The sequence below is a fragment of the Brevundimonas sp. genome (genome assembly GCF_013912005.1).
In the GTDB taxonomy this organism is placed as follows: domain Bacteria; phylum Pseudomonadota; class Alphaproteobacteria; order Caulobacterales; family Caulobacteraceae; genus Brevundimonas.
Genome location: NZ_JACESB010000001.1, coordinates 128084 through 143936, shown reverse-complemented (window position 1 = coordinate 143936; position 15853 = coordinate 128084). Strand labels below are relative to the sequence as shown.

The 15853-nt window shown below is 72.4% G+C and carries 16 protein-coding genes and 3 tRNA genes; 5 read left to right on the top strand and 14 right to left on the bottom strand.

What is annotated here, in order from left to right; genetic code table 11:
* Positions 1-88: 88 nt before the first annotated feature.
* Together H2038_RS00775 and sseA are read left to right on the top strand one after the other, a co-directional pair.
* Positions 89-1309, top strand: a complete 1221-nt coding sequence (locus H2038_RS00775; protein ID WP_292108545.1) for a cyclopropane-fatty-acyl-phospholipid synthase family protein — start codon at positions 89-91, stop codon at positions 1307-1309.
* A 21-nt stretch (positions 1310-1330) separates the two neighbouring features.
* Positions 1331-2167, top strand: a complete 837-nt coding sequence (sseA, locus tag H2038_RS00770; RefSeq protein WP_292108544.1) for a 3-mercaptopyruvate sulfurtransferase — start codon at positions 1331-1333, stop codon at positions 2165-2167.
* Here the strand turns inward: sseA and H2038_RS00765 are convergent.
* Together H2038_RS00765 and H2038_RS00760 are read right to left on the bottom strand one after the other, a co-directional pair.
* A complete protein-coding gene (locus H2038_RS00765; protein WP_292108543.1) occupies positions 2164-3477 on the bottom strand; it encodes a dicarboxylate/amino acid:cation symporter in 1314 nt (437 codons plus the stop codon). The two genes, sseA and H2038_RS00765, sit on opposite strands and share 4 nt — an antisense overlap.
* Positions 3478-3507: 30 nt before the next feature.
* Positions 3508-4593 (bottom strand): amino acid ABC transporter substrate-binding protein, encoded by a 1086-nt coding sequence (locus H2038_RS00760; protein WP_292108542.1) that lies wholly within the window; start codon positions 4591-4593, stop codon positions 3508-3510.
* Positions 4594-4701: 108 nt separating this feature from the next.
* Here H2038_RS00760 and metC point away from each other — a divergent pair, with 108 nt between their 5' ends.
* The gene (gene metC / locus H2038_RS00755) at positions 4702-5880 is read left to right on the top strand and encodes a cystathionine beta-lyase (protein WP_292108541.1); all 1179 of its coding nucleotides are present in this window, start codon (positions 4702-4704) and stop codon (positions 5878-5880) included.
* Here metC and H2038_RS00750 read toward each other — a convergent pair.
* The 5 genes from H2038_RS00750 to H2038_RS00730 all read right to left on the bottom strand — a co-directional run bounded on the left by H2038_RS00750 (position 5867) and on the right by H2038_RS00730 (position 7741).
* Complete coding sequence (locus H2038_RS00750) at positions 5867-6640, bottom strand: exodeoxyribonuclease III (RefSeq protein WP_292108540.1); 774 nt, start codon at positions 6638-6640, stop codon at positions 5867-5869. The two genes, metC and H2038_RS00750, sit on opposite strands and share 14 nt — an antisense overlap.
* A 67-nt stretch (positions 6641-6707) precedes the next feature.
* A complete protein-coding gene (locus H2038_RS00745) occupies positions 6708-6935 on the bottom strand; it encodes a hypothetical protein (protein WP_292108539.1) in 228 nt (75 codons plus the stop codon).
* A 95-nt stretch (positions 6936-7030) separates the two neighbouring features.
* Positions 7031-7107: transfer RNA gene (locus H2038_RS00740), tRNA-Arg, on the bottom strand.
* Positions 7108-7202: 95 nt separating this feature from the next.
* Entirely contained in the window at positions 7203-7508 is a 306-nt protein-coding gene (locus tag H2038_RS00735) for an ETC complex I subunit (RefSeq protein ID WP_292108538.1), read from the bottom strand.
* A gap of 41 nt (positions 7509-7549) precedes the next feature.
* Entirely contained in the window at positions 7550-7741 is a 192-nt protein-coding gene (locus tag H2038_RS00730) for a hypothetical protein (RefSeq protein WP_292108537.1), read from the bottom strand.
* 148 nt (positions 7742-7889) lie between these two features.
* On the opposite strand from H2038_RS00730, the gene H2038_RS00725 reads away from it, so the two are divergent.
* Together H2038_RS00725 and H2038_RS00720 are read left to right on the top strand one after the other, a co-directional pair.
* Entirely contained in the window at positions 7890-8198 is a 309-nt protein-coding gene (locus H2038_RS00725) for a hypothetical protein (protein WP_292108536.1), read from the top strand.
* Between the two features lie 463 nt (positions 8199-8661).
* On the top strand, positions 8662-10572 hold the full coding sequence (locus H2038_RS00720; RefSeq protein ID WP_292108535.1) for an acyltransferase family protein: 1911 nt from the start codon (positions 8662-8664) through the stop codon (positions 10570-10572).
* Positions 10573-10840: 268 nt separating this feature from the next.
* Here H2038_RS00720 and H2038_RS00715 read toward each other — a convergent pair.
* The 7 genes from H2038_RS00715 to H2038_RS00685 form a co-directional block, all read right to left on the bottom strand.
* Positions 10841-10917: transfer RNA gene (locus H2038_RS00715), tRNA-Pro, on the bottom strand.
* A gap of 135 nt (positions 10918-11052) precedes the next feature.
* The gene (locus tag H2038_RS00710) at positions 11053-11523 is read right to left on the bottom strand and encodes a DUF192 domain-containing protein (RefSeq protein WP_292108534.1); all 471 of its coding nucleotides are present in this window, start codon (positions 11521-11523) and stop codon (positions 11053-11055) included.
* Between the two features lie 29 nt (positions 11524-11552).
* A complete protein-coding gene (locus tag H2038_RS00705) occupies positions 11553-12089 on the bottom strand; it encodes a cold-shock protein (protein WP_292108745.1) in 537 nt (178 codons plus the stop codon).
* A gap of 229 nt (positions 12090-12318) precedes the next feature.
* Positions 12319-12393: transfer RNA gene (locus H2038_RS00700), tRNA-Glu, on the bottom strand.
* Positions 12394-12503: 110 nt separating this feature from the next.
* Complete coding sequence (gene recJ, locus H2038_RS00695) at positions 12504-14309, bottom strand: single-stranded-DNA-specific exonuclease RecJ (protein ID WP_292108533.1); 1806 nt, start codon at positions 14307-14309, stop codon at positions 12504-12506.
* Positions 14309-15265 (bottom strand): class II fructose-bisphosphatase, encoded by a 957-nt coding sequence (gene glpX, locus H2038_RS00690; RefSeq protein WP_292108532.1) that lies wholly within the window; start codon positions 15263-15265, stop codon positions 14309-14311. Before glpX ends, recJ begins: the two co-directional genes overlap by 1 nt.
* Before the next feature lie 60 nt (positions 15266-15325).
* Entirely contained in the window at positions 15326-15784 is a 459-nt protein-coding gene (locus tag H2038_RS00685) for a hypothetical protein (protein ID WP_292108531.1), read from the bottom strand.
* Positions 15785-15853 lie beyond the last annotated feature (69 nt).

Genomic DNA, 15853 nt, shown 5'->3' with positions numbered 1-15853 from the left:
ACCCCGCCGCGCCGCCCGGCGCCGCTTCTCGCCGCGCCCGGCCGAACGGGGATTGACGGCCCCCGCCGCCCCACCCAACATCCCGCCCATGACCTCGGTGACCGCCGATCGTCTGGAGGCTGGCGCCCGCACGCCGCGCGGGTTCGACTTCCTGCTGCGCCTGCTCACCGCCAACTGGCAGGCCGGCCGGCTGACGGTGCGCCTGCCGAACGGCGAGGTGCGCCGGCTGGAGGGGCGGGCCCCCGGTCCGGGCGCCGTGCTCGAGGTGCGCGACTACGGCTTCGCCCGACGCGTCCTGGCCGCCGGCGACATCGGCTTCGCCGAGGGCTACATGGCCGGCGAGTGGGAGGCCCCCGACCTCGCCGCCCTGCTCGAGAGCCTGCTCTACAACCAGGCGCGCATCGGCCGCCTGTTCCGCGGCGCCGCCGTCGCGCGGGCGCTGAACTGGATCGCCCACCGGATGAACCGCAACAGCCGCGCCGGTTCGCGGCGGAACATCCACGCCCACTACGACCTCGGCAACGCCTTCTACGCGGCCTGGCTCGACCCCTCGATGACCTATTCCTCGGCCCGCTTCACCCGCTCCGGGCAGGCGCTCGAGGCGGCCCAGCGGGAGAAGTACGCCGCCCTCGCCCGGATGATGGAGCTGCGTCCGGGCCAGTCGGTGCTCGAGATCGGCTGCGGCTGGGGCGGCTTCGCGGAGTTCGCGGCCCGGGAGGTCGGCGCCCGCGTCACCGGCATCACCATTTCGCAGCAGCAGTTCGACTTCGCCCGGCGACGCATGTTCGAGGCCGGGCTGGCCGAACAGGTCGACATCCGGCTGGTGGACTACCGCGACGTCGACGGCCGCTTCGACCGCGTCGCCTCGATCGAGATGTTCGAGGCGGTGGGCGAGGAGTACTGGCCGGCCTACTTCGGCCGCATCCGCGACGTCCTGGTCCCCGGCGGACGGGCCGGGCTGCAGATCATCACCATCGACCACGCCCACTTCCACCGCTACCGGCGGCGCGCGGACTTCATCCAGAAGTACATCTTCCCCGGCGGCATGCTGCCGTCCGAGGCCGCGCTGCAGCCCGTCGTGGAGCGGACGGGGCTGGCGTGGGGCGCGGTCGAGCGGTTCGGCCGCGACTACGCCGACACCCTGAAGCTGTGGGACGAGCGCTTCCAGGCCGCCTGGCCGGAGATCAGCCGCACGCCCGGCTTCGACGAGCGCTTCCGGCGCCTGTGGCGCTTCTACCTGGCCTATTGCGAGGCCGGCTTCCGCTTCGGTCGCACCGACGTGATCCAGCTGGCGCTGGCGAAGCCCTGACGGCGGGCGTAGCCCTCCGCCATGTCCGACAGTCCGCTGATCTCCGCCGCCGACCTCGTCGCCCGCCTGGGCGATCCGGGCCTGCGCCCCGTCGACGCCAGCTGGAGCCTCGACGGTCGCGACTGCCGGCCGGACTTCGAGGCGGCGCGCCTGCCGGGCGCGGTGTTCCTCGACCTCGACGCCAGTTCCGACACGGCGAGCCCGCTGCCGCACATGCTGCCGCCGCCGGAGGCCTTCGCCGCGCGCATGGGGTCGCTGGGCGTCTCGGATGACGCCCTCATCGTCGTCTACGACAGCGTCGGCCTGTGGTCGGCGCCGCGGGCCTGGTGGATGCTCAGGGCCATGGGGGCGCTGCGGGTCCGGGTGCTCGACGGCGGCCTGCCCGCCTGGCGCGCCGCCGGCCTGCCGCTCGACAGCGGACCGGCCGCCGCACCCCGGCCCGCGACCTTCCATGCCCGGCCCGACCCGTCCGCGATCGCCTCGATGGAGGACGTGCGCCGCGCCCTCGCCGGCGACGGCCAGGTGCTGGACGTCCGGCCGGCGGCCCGCTTCCGCGGGGAGGCGGCGGAGCCCCGTCCCGGCCTGCGCGGCGGCCATATGCCGGGGGCGCTCAACCTGCCCTTCGCCGACCTGCTGACGCCGGAGGGACGGCTCCGGCCGCCGGGCGAGCTGCGCGCCGCCTTCGCGGCGGCCGGGCTCGATCCGGAGCGCCCGGTGACCACCAGCTGCGGCTCCGGCGTCACCGCGGCCATCGCCGGCCTGGCGCTCGCCGCGCTCGGCCGCCCGTTCCGCCTCTACGACGGCAGCTGGGCCGAATGGGGCGCGCCCGACGGCGGCCCCGTGGCGACGGGCCGCTAGGTCGCCGGCGGCGCCACCGGCTCCGGCAGGTCCGCCGGCACGACGTCGTCGCTTTCGCCCCGCGAGACCACGGTCGCCGCCACCAGGTCCCCGGTGACGTTCAGCGTGGTCCGGCACATGTCGAGGAAGCGGTCGACCCCCAGCACCAGGCCGATGCCCTCGGCCGGCACGCCGACCATGGTCAGGATCAGGGCGATCACCGGCAGCGATCCGGCCGGCACGCCTGCGGTGCCGATGCCGCCGAGGATGCAGACCAGCATCACCACCAGCTGCTGGGTCAGGCTCAGCTCGACCCCGAAGAACTGGGCGAGGAACAGCACCGTCACCCCCTCGAACAGGGCGGTGCCGTTCTGGTTGGCGGTGGCGCCGACGGTCAGCACGAAGCGCGAGATGCGCCGCGGCAGCTTCAGCTTCTCCTCCGCCGCCTTCAGCGCGATCGGCAGGGTGGCGTTGGACGAGGCGGTCGAGAAGGCGACCACGAACGGCTCGCGCACGCCGCTGGCGAAGCGCAGCGGGTTCATGCCGCCGAAGATCCAGACCAGCAGCGGGTAGACCACGAACATGTGGATCGCCATCGCCCCCAGGGCCACGGCGGCGTAGGCCCCCAGCCGCACCAGCAGGTCCCAGCCGAACACCGCCGCGAGGTTGAACATCAGGGCGGCGATGGCGATCGGGGCCAGTTTGATGACGAGGTTGATGAGCTTCATCATCACCTCGAACAGGCCCTGCAGGGTCTCCTGTAGCCGGTCCGTCGACGGCGACTTCGCCATCACCATGCCGATGCCGAAGATCAGGGCGAAGACCATGACCGGCAGGATCTGGTTCTCGGACGCGGCGGTCACGACGTTCGAGGGGATCATGTCGAGGAAGAACTGGCCGGCCTCGATGCTCTGCGGGGCGCTGCCCACGATGCCCGCCGCGCCCTCGGCGCCCTCGGCCAGCAGCTGCTGCGCCAGCGCCGGGTCGACCCCCACGCCCGGCTCGAACACATTGACCATGGCGAGGCCGACGGCCACGGCGATCGCCGACACGAGGATGGTGAACAGCAGGGTCTTCAGCCCGACGCGGCCCAGCGACTTCAGGTCGCCCATCTCGGCCACGCCCACCGCCAGGGCGGCGAACAGCAGCGGCAGGACCAGCATGAACAGCAGGCGCAGGAAGATCTGTCCGACCGCCTGGATGATCTCCATCACCCAGGGGACCACCTCCAGCCCGTTGAGGTTGACGTACAGACCCCCGCCCAGGCCGATCAGGAAGCCGGCCAGCATCCACACATAGAGCGGTACGCCGCCGCGTTTGGTCGTTTCCATGGGTCCCCCGTCGTCGCCCTTGCCGGCGGCTTATCGAATGGGCAGGGCGTAGATCAATCCGCCCGGCCGCGCGTTCCATTGTGCGTTCAAGCCGCGCGCCAGGTCGAGCGAAGAATCCGCCCCGACGTTGCGGGCGAAGATCTCGCCGTAGTTGCCGCCGGCGGCGATGGCCCGCCTCATCCAGTCGGCGCGCAAGCCCATCATCGGCCCGAACTCGCCCTCGGCGCCGAGCAGCCGGCGCACCGAGGGGTCGCGCGATTCGCGCGCCAGCCGCTCGACGTTCTCCCGGGTGATCCCCAGCTCCTCGGCCAGGATCAGGCCGTTGAGGGTCCAGCGCACGATCGAGGTCCAGCCCTCGTCGCCCCGGCGCACCGCCGGCCCGAGCGGCTCCTTGGAGATCACGTCGGGCAGCACCGCGTGCTGCTCCGGATTGGCCAGCAGGGTGCGCGCCGCCGCCAGGGCCGAGATGTCGGCGCTCAGCGCGTCGCAGTCCTCGCGGGCGTAAGCCTCGCGCGCCGCCTCCTGGCTGGCGGTGACGACCGGGCGGTACTCGAGGCCGCGGGCCCGGAACCAGTCGGCGACGTTCAGCTCGGAGGTCGAATCGCGCTGCACGCAGATGCGCGCGCCGTTCAGCTCCGCCGCGGTGGCCAGGTCCAGCGCCCGGCGGACCAGGAAGCCCTGCCCGTCGTAGTAGTTGACCCCGGCGAACCGCACCCCCTCCTGCGCTTCGCGGGCGAGGGTCCAGGAGGTGCTGCGCCACAGCACGTCGACCCGCCCGCTGCGCAGCGCCTCGAACCGCTGGCTGGTGGACAGCGGCACGAAGCGCACGGCCTCGGCGTCGCCGAGCACCGCCGCCGCCAGCGCCCGGCAGAAATCCACGTCGAAGCCCCGCCACTGGCCCCGATTGTCGGTGTAGGCGAAGCCGACCAGTCCCTCATGCACCCCGCAGTTCAGCCGGCCGCGCCGCTGGACGGCGCGCAGGGTCGCGCTCTCGAACTCCGGCGCGGCGGTCCCGGCGCCGACCGGCTCGACCTCGGGCCGGGTCTCCGGCGCCTCGCCCCCGCGACCGCAGGCGGCCAGCGCCAGACCGGCGGCCAGGGCCGCCCCGAGAGCCATCGATCGTCCCGTCGCCGTCGTCCGCATTCCGCGCCTCGTCGCCGCACTTGCGCCCCTGCGCCGTTTAGAGGCTTTTGAGCCCGGCGCCGCAACCCTTGGGCCCCCGCCATGACCCCACGATCCGAACGCACCCGGCTGATCGCGGCCGCCACCCGCCGCGGGCGCGGCCGCCGGTCCGTCTCGCCGCCGGTCGAGCGCGCCTCCACCCTGCTCAACGATTCGCCCGCCGCCATGCGCGACGACAGCCTCGGCCCCGTCTACGGCATCGAGGATCTCGCCGCCGCCCGCGAGCTGCGCGCGGCCCTCGCCGACCTCGAGGGCGCCGCCGACGTCTGGCTGGTCCCATCCGGTCTCGCCGCCGTGACGGCGCCGCTGCTGGCGCTGTTGCGGCCCGGCGACGAGGTGCTGGCCACCGACGCCCTGTACGGCCCCAGCCGGCGCTTCCTCGCCCGCTGGCTCGCGCCCCGCGGCGTCCGAACCCGCTTCCACCCCGCCGACGCCCCGGTCGACGACATTCTCGCCGCCATCGGCGACCGCACCCGCCTCGTGCTGATCGAATCGCCGGCGTCCCTGACGTTCGAACTGGTCGACGTCCCCGCGCTGGCCGCGGGCTGCCGCGCCCGCGGCGTGCTCACCGTCATGGACAACACCTGGGCCGCCGGCCTGGCCTTCCGGCCGCTGGCCCACGGCGTCGACGTCAGCGTCCAGGCCCTGACCAAGTACGTCGGCGGCCATTCCGACCTGCTGATGGGATCGATCGCCGTCGCCGACGCCGCCGTCGGCCGCCAGGTGTCCGGCACCCTTGAGGATCTCGGCTGGCGCGTCTCGGCCGACGAGGCCTGGCTGGCCCTCCGCGGCCTGCGCACCCTGCCGCTGCGCATGGACGAGCAGGCCCGCTCGGCCCTGCGGGTGGCGGCATGGCTGCAGGGCCGGCCCGAGGTCGCGCAGGTGCTTCACCCCGCCCTCCCCGGCGCCCCCGGCCATGACCTCTGGCGCCGCGACTACAACGGCGCCGCCTCTCTCTTCGGCGTCGTCATGACGGGCGGCGACGCCGCCGCCGCCCACGCCCTGATGGACGCCCTCGAGCTGTTCGGTCTCGGCTACTCCTGGGGCGGGTTCGAGAGCCTGATCACCCACGAGACCGGTCAACTCGCCTTCCGGGAGCGCCCGCCCCGCCTCGCCGGCGAATTGCTGCGCCTGCACGTCGGCCTCGAGGATCCCGCCGACCTGATCGCCGACCTGGAAGCGGGCCTCGCCGCCTGGCGCGCCGCCCTCAGTCAAGGCTGATCCAGACCGGCGCGTGGTCGCTGGCCTTCTCCCGCCCCCGCACCTCCCGGTCCACCCCGGCGTCGGTCAGCCGCGCCGCCGCCGCCGGGCTCAGCAGCAGGTGGTCGATGCGCAGCCCCGCGTCCCGCTCCCAGGCCTGGCGGAAATACTGCCAGAAGGTCCACGGCGGCGGATCGTGCGGGAAACGCTCGCGGATCGCATCGGTCCAGCCCTGCCCGACGAGGGCGGCGAAAGCGGCCCGGCTCTCCGGCTGCAGCAGGGCGTCCTTCTTCCACGAGCGGCTGTTGTAGATGTCGGCCTCGGTCGGCACGACGTTGTAGTCCCCGGCCAGCACCACCGGCGCGCCCGTGGCCAGCAACGTCGCCGCATGGGCCTCCAGCCGCGCCATCCACGCCAGCTTGTAGTCGAACTTCGGACCCGGCTGCGGATTGCCGTTGGGAAGGTACAGGCAGCCGACCAGCACGCCCCCCACGGCCGCCTCGATGTAGCGGCTCTGCCCGTCGCCGGGATCGCCCGGCAGCTCGCGCCGGGTGACGATCGGCGCGCCGATCCGCGACAGGACGGCCACCCCGTTCCAGCGGCTCTCGCCCTTCCACACGGCCTCGTAGCCGGCCGCGCGCAGCGCCGCCGCCGGAAACTGCGCGCCGGTCGCCTTCAGCTCCTGCAGGCAGACCACGTCCGGCGCCGCCTCGCCCAGCCACGCCAGCAGTCCGGCCAGCCGGGAGTTGATCCCGTTGATGTTGAAGGTGGCGATCTTCACCGCCCCTCAACGACGCCCCGCGGCCGAGGTTGCCGGCGCCTCGCCGGAGCGGAGCGCCGGCGGGGTCTCAGTCGCTCTCGCTGTCGTCGTCGGCGGCGGCGGCGAGGACGGCGAAGCTCGCCACCGTGGCGGCGGCGAAGATCAGCCCGGCGGACATGCCGCCGGCGAACTCCTCGCTGGCGCCCGCCGGCGCGCCGATGCGGTCGGCGACCCGCGGGGCGGCGTCGGCCTGGGCGAGAGCCTGGGTGCCGGCCAGACTGAGGCCGAGCGCCCCGGCGATCAGGGTCTTTTTCATGGTGTGCTCCGGTCAGAGGCCCCCGCAGCCCTTCGACAACCGGCCGCAGCGGACAGAGTTGCGGAACGCCGTTCCGCCGCCCGAGCCAAGTCCCCTGGCGCGCCCTGCAGGATTCGAACCTGCGACCGTCCGCTTAGAAGGCGGGTGCTCTATCCAGCTGAGCTAAGGGCGCCCGGGGGCGTGGGGCTCCAGTAGCGTGAGGCGGGGCGCGGGCGCAAACCCGCGCGAACGCCTCGCGCCCAGGCCGCCGGGCCGCCGGGCCGGCGGTCAGTGCGTCCAGGGCTGCTTGCGGTAGGGGGCGAAGTTGTCGGCGTAGGCCTTCAGGATCACCGGCGGCTCCTGCGGCTCGTGCAGGCGGAACGGAATGCCGTAGCGCTCGGCGTAGGCGACCGCCTCTTCCTTCGTGTCGAAGGTCAGCCGCACCTGGCCGTTCATGTCCGAGGACGAGGTCCAGCCCATCAGCGGGTCGATGGTCCGGGCCGAGGCCGGCTCGAACTCCAGCCGCCACTCTCTCGACCGGGCCTTGCCGGACTGCATGGCGGTCTTGGCGGGGCGGTAGATGCGGGCGAGCATGGCGGAGACCTCGTTTGCCGGCCGCGGCCGGTCCCCCGCCTCTAGGCCGCCGGGCCGGCGGGATCAAGCCGGGCCGGCGCAGACGCGCCCAGCACCCGCTCCAGCCGCGCCTTCAGCTCCCGCGCCGCGGCGACCGTATAGGCCACCCCGACCCGCTCCCCGAGAATGACGATCTCCCCGTCCACCTCGGCCACGGTCGGCGCCTCGTCGATCGCTCCCAGCAGGTCCTTCACTGCACGCTCCTCTGATCCGGCGGCAGGCTTACGCCCGGGGCGCTGAACCGGATCACCGCCGGTCGTTGCGCGAGGTTCAGACAGGCCTGCGCGCCGGGCGGCGACCGGCGCCGTTGCGCGCCCCGGCCGCGCCTGTCAGCCTTGGGCGATGAGCGACCAGGCCGCCCTCCACGCCCTGCGCAACCAGGCCCTCGCGGCGTGGCTGCGCCCCTCGGCCGACGAGGCGCGATTGCAGGCGTTCCTGGCGGAACTGGAACCCGGCCAGCGGGAAGACGTGGAGACGTCCGTGCGGGACGCCCGGACGACGCTCCGGGCCTTCGTGTCCCGCCCCTTCCGCGGCGACCAGGATGAGCACCTGTTCGCCACGGCCGTCCGAGCCCACCTGTCGGACCGCTTCCCGTGGCTGTCCGGGACGGGGCTCCGCGCCCTGCTGGATCACACGGACTGGATCTTCTGACCGCCGGCGGCGGCCCGGGCCTGAGCCGCCCGTCAGCGACCGCTTCCGCCCCTGCCTTGGGCGACGTCCGCTTCCGATGCGTTTGCCGGGTGTCCGATTTCCGGCACGAGGCCCATGACGGGACGCTGGATCGAGTGCAGCAGATCGCCGGATTCCGAGGCGATGAAGCAATCGCCTCGCTGACGGTGCGGTCTGTGGCCGGATCAGGCCTTCATCTCTGCAAGCTCCTCACCTTTTGCATGAGGGCTTCACATCCGACCCATGGCCAGGGCGCCAGGATTCGAACCTGCGATCCTCTGCTCCCGAATCGTGGGTTCGCCAGCAAGACCAGTCCTCCCCCCAAACAGCTATTGGTTTGCTCGCGGCAAGCAAATCAATGGCTTGACAAGCCACTTGGATGGATCTGGTGCAGCACAGGGCGTCAAGTCTTGCCTTCCCGCCGCGGTGGCTTAGAGGAGCGATGATGATCGGGGCAGGGCAGAACGTAGCGGGCGGACACCGACCCGAGATCACCGGCCTGCGCGCCGTGGCCGTTCTCCCCGTCATCCTGTTCCACGCCGGGTTCAGCGCCTTTGCTGGCGGCTATGTCGGCGTGGATGTGTTCTTCGTCCTCAGCGGCTTCCTGATCACCTCGATCATCGTCCGGGAACATCGCTCCGGGTCGTTCACCCTGGCGGGATTCTACGAGCGCCGCGCACGGCGCATCCTGCCGGCCCTGTTCCTCGTGGTCGGGCTGTGCATCCCGTTCGCAATCCACTGGATGCGGCCTGGCGAGCTGGTCGACTTCGGCGAGAGCCTGATCGCCGTCGTCGTTTTCGTTTCGAACATCCTGTTCTGGCGAGAAAGCGGGTATTTCGCGGGGGCCGCCGAACTCAAGCCGCTCCTGCACACATGGAGCCTCGGGATCGAGGAGCAGTATTACCTTTTCTTCCCGCTCTTCGTCGGCCTGCTGCTGCGCTTCCAGAAGTTCTGGCTCCCCATCGCCTTCGCGGCCGTGGCCGTCGCTTCGTTCGCCGTCAGCCTCTGGTTGGCGAGGCTTTCGCCGGACGCCAACTTCTACCTGATCCCGTCGCGTGCATGGGAGCTGATGGCCGGATCGCTGCTGGCCCTCGCGCCGACGCTCCGCCCCCGCAACAGCCTCGCGCTGCTCGGCCTCGCCCTGATCCTCGGGCCGGTGTTCCTGTACGACGCCTCCACGCCGTTTCCCGGTCCGGCCGCGCTTCCGCCGGTCATCGGGACCGTGCTGGTCATCGCCTTCGCCGACAGTCGCTCGCTGGTGGGGCGCGGCCTGTCGTGGGGACCGATGGTCTGGATCGGGCTGGTGTCCTACAGCGCCTACCTGTGGCATCAGCCGCTGTTCGCCTTCGCGCGCCTGATGAGCCCGAACCACCCCCCGGCGTGGCTGTTCCTTGCGCTGGGCGGCCTGTCTCTCGTCCTCGCCGGCCTCAGCCAGCGATACGTCGAGGCTCCCTTTATCGCCAAGCCGCACCGCTTCACCCGGCTTCAGGTGTTTGGCTGGTCCGCCATTGGCTCGGTCCTCATCGGGTCCGCCGGTCTGGCGCTCGTGATCGGCCAGGGTCTCCCGGGACGGGCCCCGCCCGAGCCTGTCAAGTCGTCAATCGAGGGGTGCCCTGCAATCGGCGGCGGGGTCCACGCCTGCCCGCTTGGCGCCCGCGGCGCACCTTCGGTTGTTCTTCTCGGCGACTCCCACGCTTACGCCCTGGCCGACGAGCTGGACGCCGCCCTGTCGCGCGATGGCCGCTCCGGCGTTCTCCTCCACACCCTCTGCCACCCCATCCCCGGCCTGCACGACAGCCGCGGGCCCCGTGAGGGATGCGAGGCTGCCAACGCCCGCATGATCGAACAGGCCACCGCCCCGGGTGTTACCGACGTGATCGTGGCCGTCCGCTGGACCCTGCGCCTCGCCGACGGCGACCGGGGCTTCGACAATGGGGAAGGCGGAGTAGAGGCCGACGCCCCCTTCCGGCGGAACATTGGCGACAAGGGGCAGGCCGTTCGCGACTACTTCACGGCGCTCCAATCCAAGCGCGTGACGGTCCTCTATCCCGTGCCCGAGGCGGGCTGGAACCCCGCCCGCCTGAACATGATCGCCCATGCGAGAGGCGAGCCACTCCCGGACGTCAGCACGTCATCAGAACGCTTCCGGCAGCGCAACGCCGCCGCGCTGGAGATCCTCGACTCCGTGCCGAACGTCCGTCGTGTCAGGCCCGATGCCCTGCTTTGCGACGACCGATGCGTCGTCCAGCGAGACGGGGTTCTCTACTACGCCGACGATGACCACCTGTCCCGCGAAGGGGCGCGGATGGTGGTCCGCCAGCTCTACCCGACCTTCCAGTCCGCGCCGTCGGAATAGACCGGGATGGCCACGGGTCCACGGGATCGCGAAAAGATTGGGCTCGTCAGAAACGACAGGTCGTATGCGCCGTAAACCTGATCCACGGGCTGCCGGCTTCCCTTGACGACGGAGACTGCCTGTACGGGCGGACCAACCGGGGGAACGCGTCAGGACCGGTCCTGAGTGAGAAATAGGCTACTCCGCAGGAACCTTGCGCCAGCGTTGGTTGGACGAGCACCTGCTCAGCAGTTGGACGCGCCGCCGAAGGACCTGACCCTTGATTCCATGGTCGGGGCGGCAGGATTCGAACCTGCGACCCTCTGCTCCCAAAGCAGATGCGCTACCAGGCTGCGCTACGCCCCGATCCGTGGAGGCGGCGTCATGCCATGGCGGGGTGGCCGGTGGCTAGGGGGTGGCGGCTTGCGGGCGTGGTTGGCGCCTGGCGGCCAGGGGCGGCCCGACGGCCGCCGCGCACCGGATCCACGATCCTGCCCGCCCCTACTCCGTCGCGAAGAACGGATGCCGCACCACGTCTCCCGGCTGCGCGCCGATCTCCGCCGCCCGCCCGCCGCGAAGCTCCAGCACCCCGCTCGCCGGGCCGTTGGAGGGAATGATCGCGTCCGAGTTCGGCGTCGCATTGCGGGCGATCGAGACGATGCGGCCGCGCGGGTCGATGTAGATGATGTCCAGCGGGCTCGGCGTGTTGTGCATCCAGAAGCCGCGCTCGGCCACATCCGGGAACTGGAACAGCATGCCGCGGTCGTCGGCCAGCGGCGGCCGCTCCATCAGGCCGCGCTGGCGCTCGGCGTCGTCGTCCGCGATCTCGACCATGAAGCGGTGCTCGCCGGTCGAGGTGACCACGGTCAGGGCCTCCAGCGGATTGCCGTTGGCGTCGCGGGGCGCGGCGGCGCACCCCGCCAGCACGACGAGGCCGGCCAGTCCCGCCAGTACTCCGCGACGTTTCAGCATGGTCTTCCGCCCTTGCGAGGGGCGGCCGCTCAGCCGCCCGGCCTGATTTCCGCGACCACCAGGCCCTTGGGGCCCTCCGCGAACCGCACCGACACTGCCTCGCCGGGCAGGAGGTCGTCCAGCCCGCAGCGACGCAGGGTCTCCACGTGCACGAAGATATCGCCCGGCTGCCCGTCGCGCACCACGAATCCGTAGCCCTTGGTGCGGTTGAACCATTTGACGATCGCCGGCTCCAGCGGTCCGCCGCCGTCGATCCCGTCGACGAAGGGCGCCGGCCGAAGCTCCGCCGACAGCCGCCGGGGCGCCGCCGCGAGCGTCGGATCGCCCTCGCCCAGGTCGTGGACGGCCACCACCTGCCAGCCCTTCGGCCGGCGCACGCAGTCGCACGAAATGGCCGCGCCCTCGGCGGCGGTCTCGCGCCCGCTGTCGCGCAGACTGGAGATGTGCAGCAGCACGTCCTTCAGGTCCGTCATTCCGGGATCGTCAGGGACGATGAAGCCGTAGCCCTTGCCGGGATCGAACCATTTGACCCGTCCGGCGATGCGCACCGCCGTCATGGTCTCCATACCCTCGTAGTCGGACACGACCTTCCCCCTGACCCGCGATCGATGCGGGCCGCGCCTTATTTAACACGGTTCTGCGAACTGCTGAAAAGCGAAATTCGGCGTCAGAGGCAAGGTTGTGCGACGCTTTTCGTGCAACTGCCGCTCCGGCGCCGCACCGGCGGACGCGCGAGAGCGTCCCGCGCGGAGGCGCGGGGCGGACGGCTTCCGGCGATGGGGGGAAGGCCCCGCGTGGCAGTCCCTAGGGGAATCGAACCCCTCTTTTCAGGTTGAAAACCTGACGTCCTAACCGATAGACGAAGGGACCGCTGCGCGGGGAGCCGGCGATATAGCCGCCGATTCCGAAGGGTGCAAGCGGGCTCGGCGCACTTTTTGAACGAACGGCGACGTTCGATGCGGAGCCGCCCGCGGCGGGCCTCAGCCGACCATCCGCGGGTCGGCGACATCCTCGATCTCGAGCTGCACGCCGCGGCGTCCGTTCCAGTCGTCGGCCTTCAGCCGCCCAGCCACGCTGAGGCCCCCGCCCCCCGCCAGCAGGGCCTGGCCGGCGGGCAGATCGGCGCAGCGCCAGGCGATCGCCTTCACGGAAGCGCCGTCCGGACCAGCCAGCCGGCAGCGCACGTGCCCGCCGTTCATGGCCGCCGGCTCGCGGACCGTCACATGGTCGAGGGCGAACATCGGCTCCGGGTTGGCCGGCCCGAACGGGGCCAGCTGCTCGAACAGTTCGAACAGGGCCCGGGTGGCGGCGCGCGGCTCCACCAGGGCGTCGATCTCGACCGCGTCCAGCGCCTCGGCCGCCGGCTGCTCGCCGGCCATGCGCGCGTTGAGGAAGTCGCGCAGGCGGGCGATCGAATCGGCCTTCACGGTCAGCCCCGCCGCCATGGCGTGACCGCCGCCGGCCAGCAGCACGCCGGCCTCCCACGCCGCCTGCACCGCCCGGCCGAGGTTCATGCCCGGCTGCGAGCGGCCGGAGCCCTTGCCGATCCCGTTCACCGCGTCGACGCCGATCACCACGACCGGCTTGCGCCAGCGTTCGCGCAGCCGCCCGGCGACGATTCCCACCACGCCCGGGTGCCAGTCGTCGCCTTCGACCACCACCACAGGGCTGCCGTCGGCGTGGGCGCCCGTCGCCTCGACCCGCCGCACCGCCTGGTCGGTCACCTGCCGCTCCACCTCACGTCGGGCGATATTCAGGGCGTCCAGCTCCTCGGCCAGCGCCCTCGCCTCCTCCGGATCGTCGGTCGACAGCAGCCGCGCGCCGAGATCCGACCGGCCGATCCGGCCGCCGGCGTTGATGCGCGGCCCGAGGATGAAGCCGGCGTGGTTGCACTTGGCCGGTCCCGGCTCGCTTCCCGCCGCCGCCAGCAGCGCCCGCAAACCCGGGTTGGCCCAGTCGGACATGACGCGCAGGCCGAGGCTGGTCAGGGCGCGGTTGAAGCCGGTCAGGCCGGTGACGTCGCAGATCGCCCCCATGGCCGCCAGATCCAGCCAGCGGCGGATGTCGGGCGCCTCGCGGCCGTCGAACATGCCGCGCCGCCGCGCCTCGCGGTTCAGCGCCGCCAGCAGCACGAACACCACCCCGGCCGCGGCCAGATTGCCCTGCCCCGAGTTGCAGCCCGGCCGGTTCGGATTGACCACGGCGAGGCACTCCGGCGGCTGCTCGCGCATCAGGTGGTGATCGATCACCACCACCTTCAGCCCGATGGCGCAGGCGTGCGCCACCGCCTCGTTCGCCGCCGCCCCGCAGTCCACGGTGATGACCAGCTCGGCGCCGCGCGCCTTCAGCGTGTCGAACGCCTTCGCGCTTGGCCCGTAGCCCTCGGTCAGCCGGTCCGGGACATAGATCGGCAGCTCGGCTCCCATGGCGCGGAACCAGCGCACCAGCAGGGCGGCGCTCGAAGCCCCGTCGACGTCGTAGTCGGCGAAGACATGCGTCGACGCCCCCGCCTGCACCGCGTCGACGATGGCCTCGGCCGCCGCGTCCATGTCGAGGAAGCTGGACGGGTCGGGGAACAGCGCGCGCAGCGTGGGGGAGAGGAAGTCCGCGCCCTGGTCGGCGCGCACGCCGCGCGCCGCCAGCGCCCGCGCGAGCGGCTCGTCCAGCCCCAGCGCCTGCATATGGGCCCGGACCAGGCCGGTCTCGGCCGGCCTCTGCCGCCAGACGCGGCCGGACAGCGAGCGGGAGACGCCCAGGAAGTGCGGCAGGGTCCCCCCGTCGGCCATCAGACCGGGCGGGTCATGCGGATACGCCGCACGGTGCGGGTGAAGGAATCCATCACCAGGGTGTGGGTGCTGACGAAGCCGCCGCGCACCGCCACGCCGTCCAGCATGGCGCCCTTGGTCACCCCGGTGGCGGCGAAGACCGCGTCGGTCGAAACCAGCTCGTGCAGGTCGTACTTGCGATTGAAGTCGGTCACCCCGGTCTTCTCCGCCCGGGCCCGCTCGTCGTCGTTGCGGAAGATCAGCCGGCCCTGGAAGTGGCCGCCGACGCACTTCAGCGCCGCCGCCGCCAGCACGCCCTCCGGCGCCCCGCCCGAGCCGAGGTAGAGGTCGATGCCCGTCTCCGGCTCGGCGGTGTGGATCACCCCCGCCACGTCGCCGTCCGTGATCAGCAGCACCTTGGCCCCGACCTCGCGCAGGGCGGCGATCAGCTCGGCGTGCCGCGGCCGGTCCATCACGCAGACGGTGATCTCGCGCGGGTCGACGCCCTTGGCCGCGGCCAGCGAGCGGACGTTGTCCTGCGGGCTCATGTCGAGGTCGACCGTGCCCGGCGCATAGCCCGGCCCGCAGGCGATCTTGTCCATGTAGGTGTCGGGCGCGTGCAGCAGGCCGCCGCGGGGCGCCATGGCCAGCACCGCCAGCGCATTGGCCATGGCCTTGGCGGTCAGGGTGGTGCCCTCCAGCGGGTCGAGGGCGATGTCGATCGCCGGCCCCTTCCCGGTCCCGACCTTCTCGCCGATGTAGAGCATCGGCGCCTCGTCCCGCTCGCCCTCGCCGATGACGATGCGGCCGTCGATGTCCAGGGCGTTCAGCGCCGTGCGCATCGCGTCCACCGCCACCTGGTCGGCGTGCTTCTCATCGCCGCGCCCGACCTGGGCGAAGGCGGCGACGGCGGCCAGCTCGGTCACCCGGGCGGCGTCGGCGGCGAGGGTCGAGGCGTAGGGGGCCTGATCGGCCATGGGCGTTCTCCTGGGAGGGATGATCCCCGGATTCTGTCGTCCGGGCGATCGGAAGGTGGATCAGCGGCGCGGGATCGGCGGCGGCGCGCGGCCGCGCTCCCGGGTCCGACGGGCGAAGGCCTCGATCTCGGCGGCGGTTTCGGCGCTGACCGGATCGACCGGCGTCGCCGCGACGCGCGCCCGCGCCGCCTCGGCCCAGGCCGCCGCATCGCCCGTGGTCTGCCACTCGATGCGCGCCGCCGCCGCCGCCAGCTCGCCCGAAGCGCCCTCGAGGGCGCCGACGCGGGCGGCGATCTGCTGCGGCGCCGGAAGCGGCTCGGACCGGCTCGGGAAGTCCGCCCAGCGGGGATACGCCCGATTCGCCGCCACCAGAGCCTCGACCCGCGCCGCCGCCGGCGAACCGGGGTCCACCGCCGGATCGAAGGCCCCGACGCAGCCGGTCAGCGACGCCCCGCCGCCGAGGGCGAAGGCGACGGCAGCGAATTTCCGGATCGACGCGTTCATTTCCCGGCCGGTCATATGCCATGATCGGGACCGGCGGAAGGGCGCGCGCCCGCCCTTGCGTCCGAACCTGACGTCTCCGGAGCA

Bases quoted from the DNA above. Each gene is read 5' to 3' on its own strand.
- recJ (WP_292108533.1), bottom strand. From the start codon at position 14,309: ATGGCCGACGGGGGGACCCTGCCGCACTTCCTGGGCGTCTCCCGCTCG.
- H2038_RS00745 (WP_292108539.1), bottom strand. From the start codon at position 6,935: ATGAAAAAGACCCTGATCGCCGGGGCGCTCGGCCTCAGTCTGGCCGGC.
- sseA (WP_292108544.1), top strand. From the start codon at position 1,331: ATGTCCGACAGTCCGCTGATCTCCGCCGCCGACCTCGTCGCCCGCCTG.
- H2038_RS00710 (WP_292108534.1), bottom strand. From the start codon at position 11,523: ATGCTGAAACGTCGCGGAGTACTGGCGGGACTGGCCGGCCTCGTCGTG.
- H2038_RS00720 (WP_292108535.1), top strand. From the start codon at position 8,662: ATGATCGGGGCAGGGCAGAACGTAGCGGGCGGACACCGACCCGAGATC.
- glpX (WP_292108532.1), bottom strand. From the start codon at position 15,265: ATGGCCGATCAGGCCCCCTACGCCTCGACCCTCGCCGCCGACGCCGCC.
- H2038_RS00735 (WP_292108538.1), bottom strand. From the start codon at position 7,508: ATGCTCGCCCGCATCTACCGCCCCGCCAAGACCGCCATGCAGTCCGGC.
- H2038_RS00760 (WP_292108542.1), bottom strand. From the start codon at position 4,593: ATGGCTCTCGGGGCGGCCCTGGCCGCCGGTCTGGCGCTGGCCGCCTGC.
- H2038_RS00775 (WP_292108545.1), top strand. From the start codon at position 89: ATGACCTCGGTGACCGCCGATCGTCTGGAGGCTGGCGCCCGCACGCCG.
- H2038_RS00705 (WP_292108745.1), bottom strand. From the start codon at position 12,089: ATGGAGACCATGACGGCGGTGCGCATCGCCGGACGGGTCAAATGGTTC.
- H2038_RS00685 (WP_292108531.1), bottom strand. From the start codon at position 15,784: ATGACCGGCCGGGAAATGAACGCGTCGATCCGGAAATTCGCTGCCGTC.
- H2038_RS00765 (WP_292108543.1), bottom strand. From the start codon at position 3,477: ATGGAAACGACCAAACGCGGCGGCGTACCGCTCTATGTGTGGATGCTG.
- H2038_RS00725 (WP_292108536.1), top strand. From the start codon at position 7,890: ATGAGCGACCAGGCCGCCCTCCACGCCCTGCGCAACCAGGCCCTCGCG.
- metC (WP_292108541.1), top strand. From the start codon at position 4,702: ATGACCCCACGATCCGAACGCACCCGGCTGATCGCGGCCGCCACCCGC.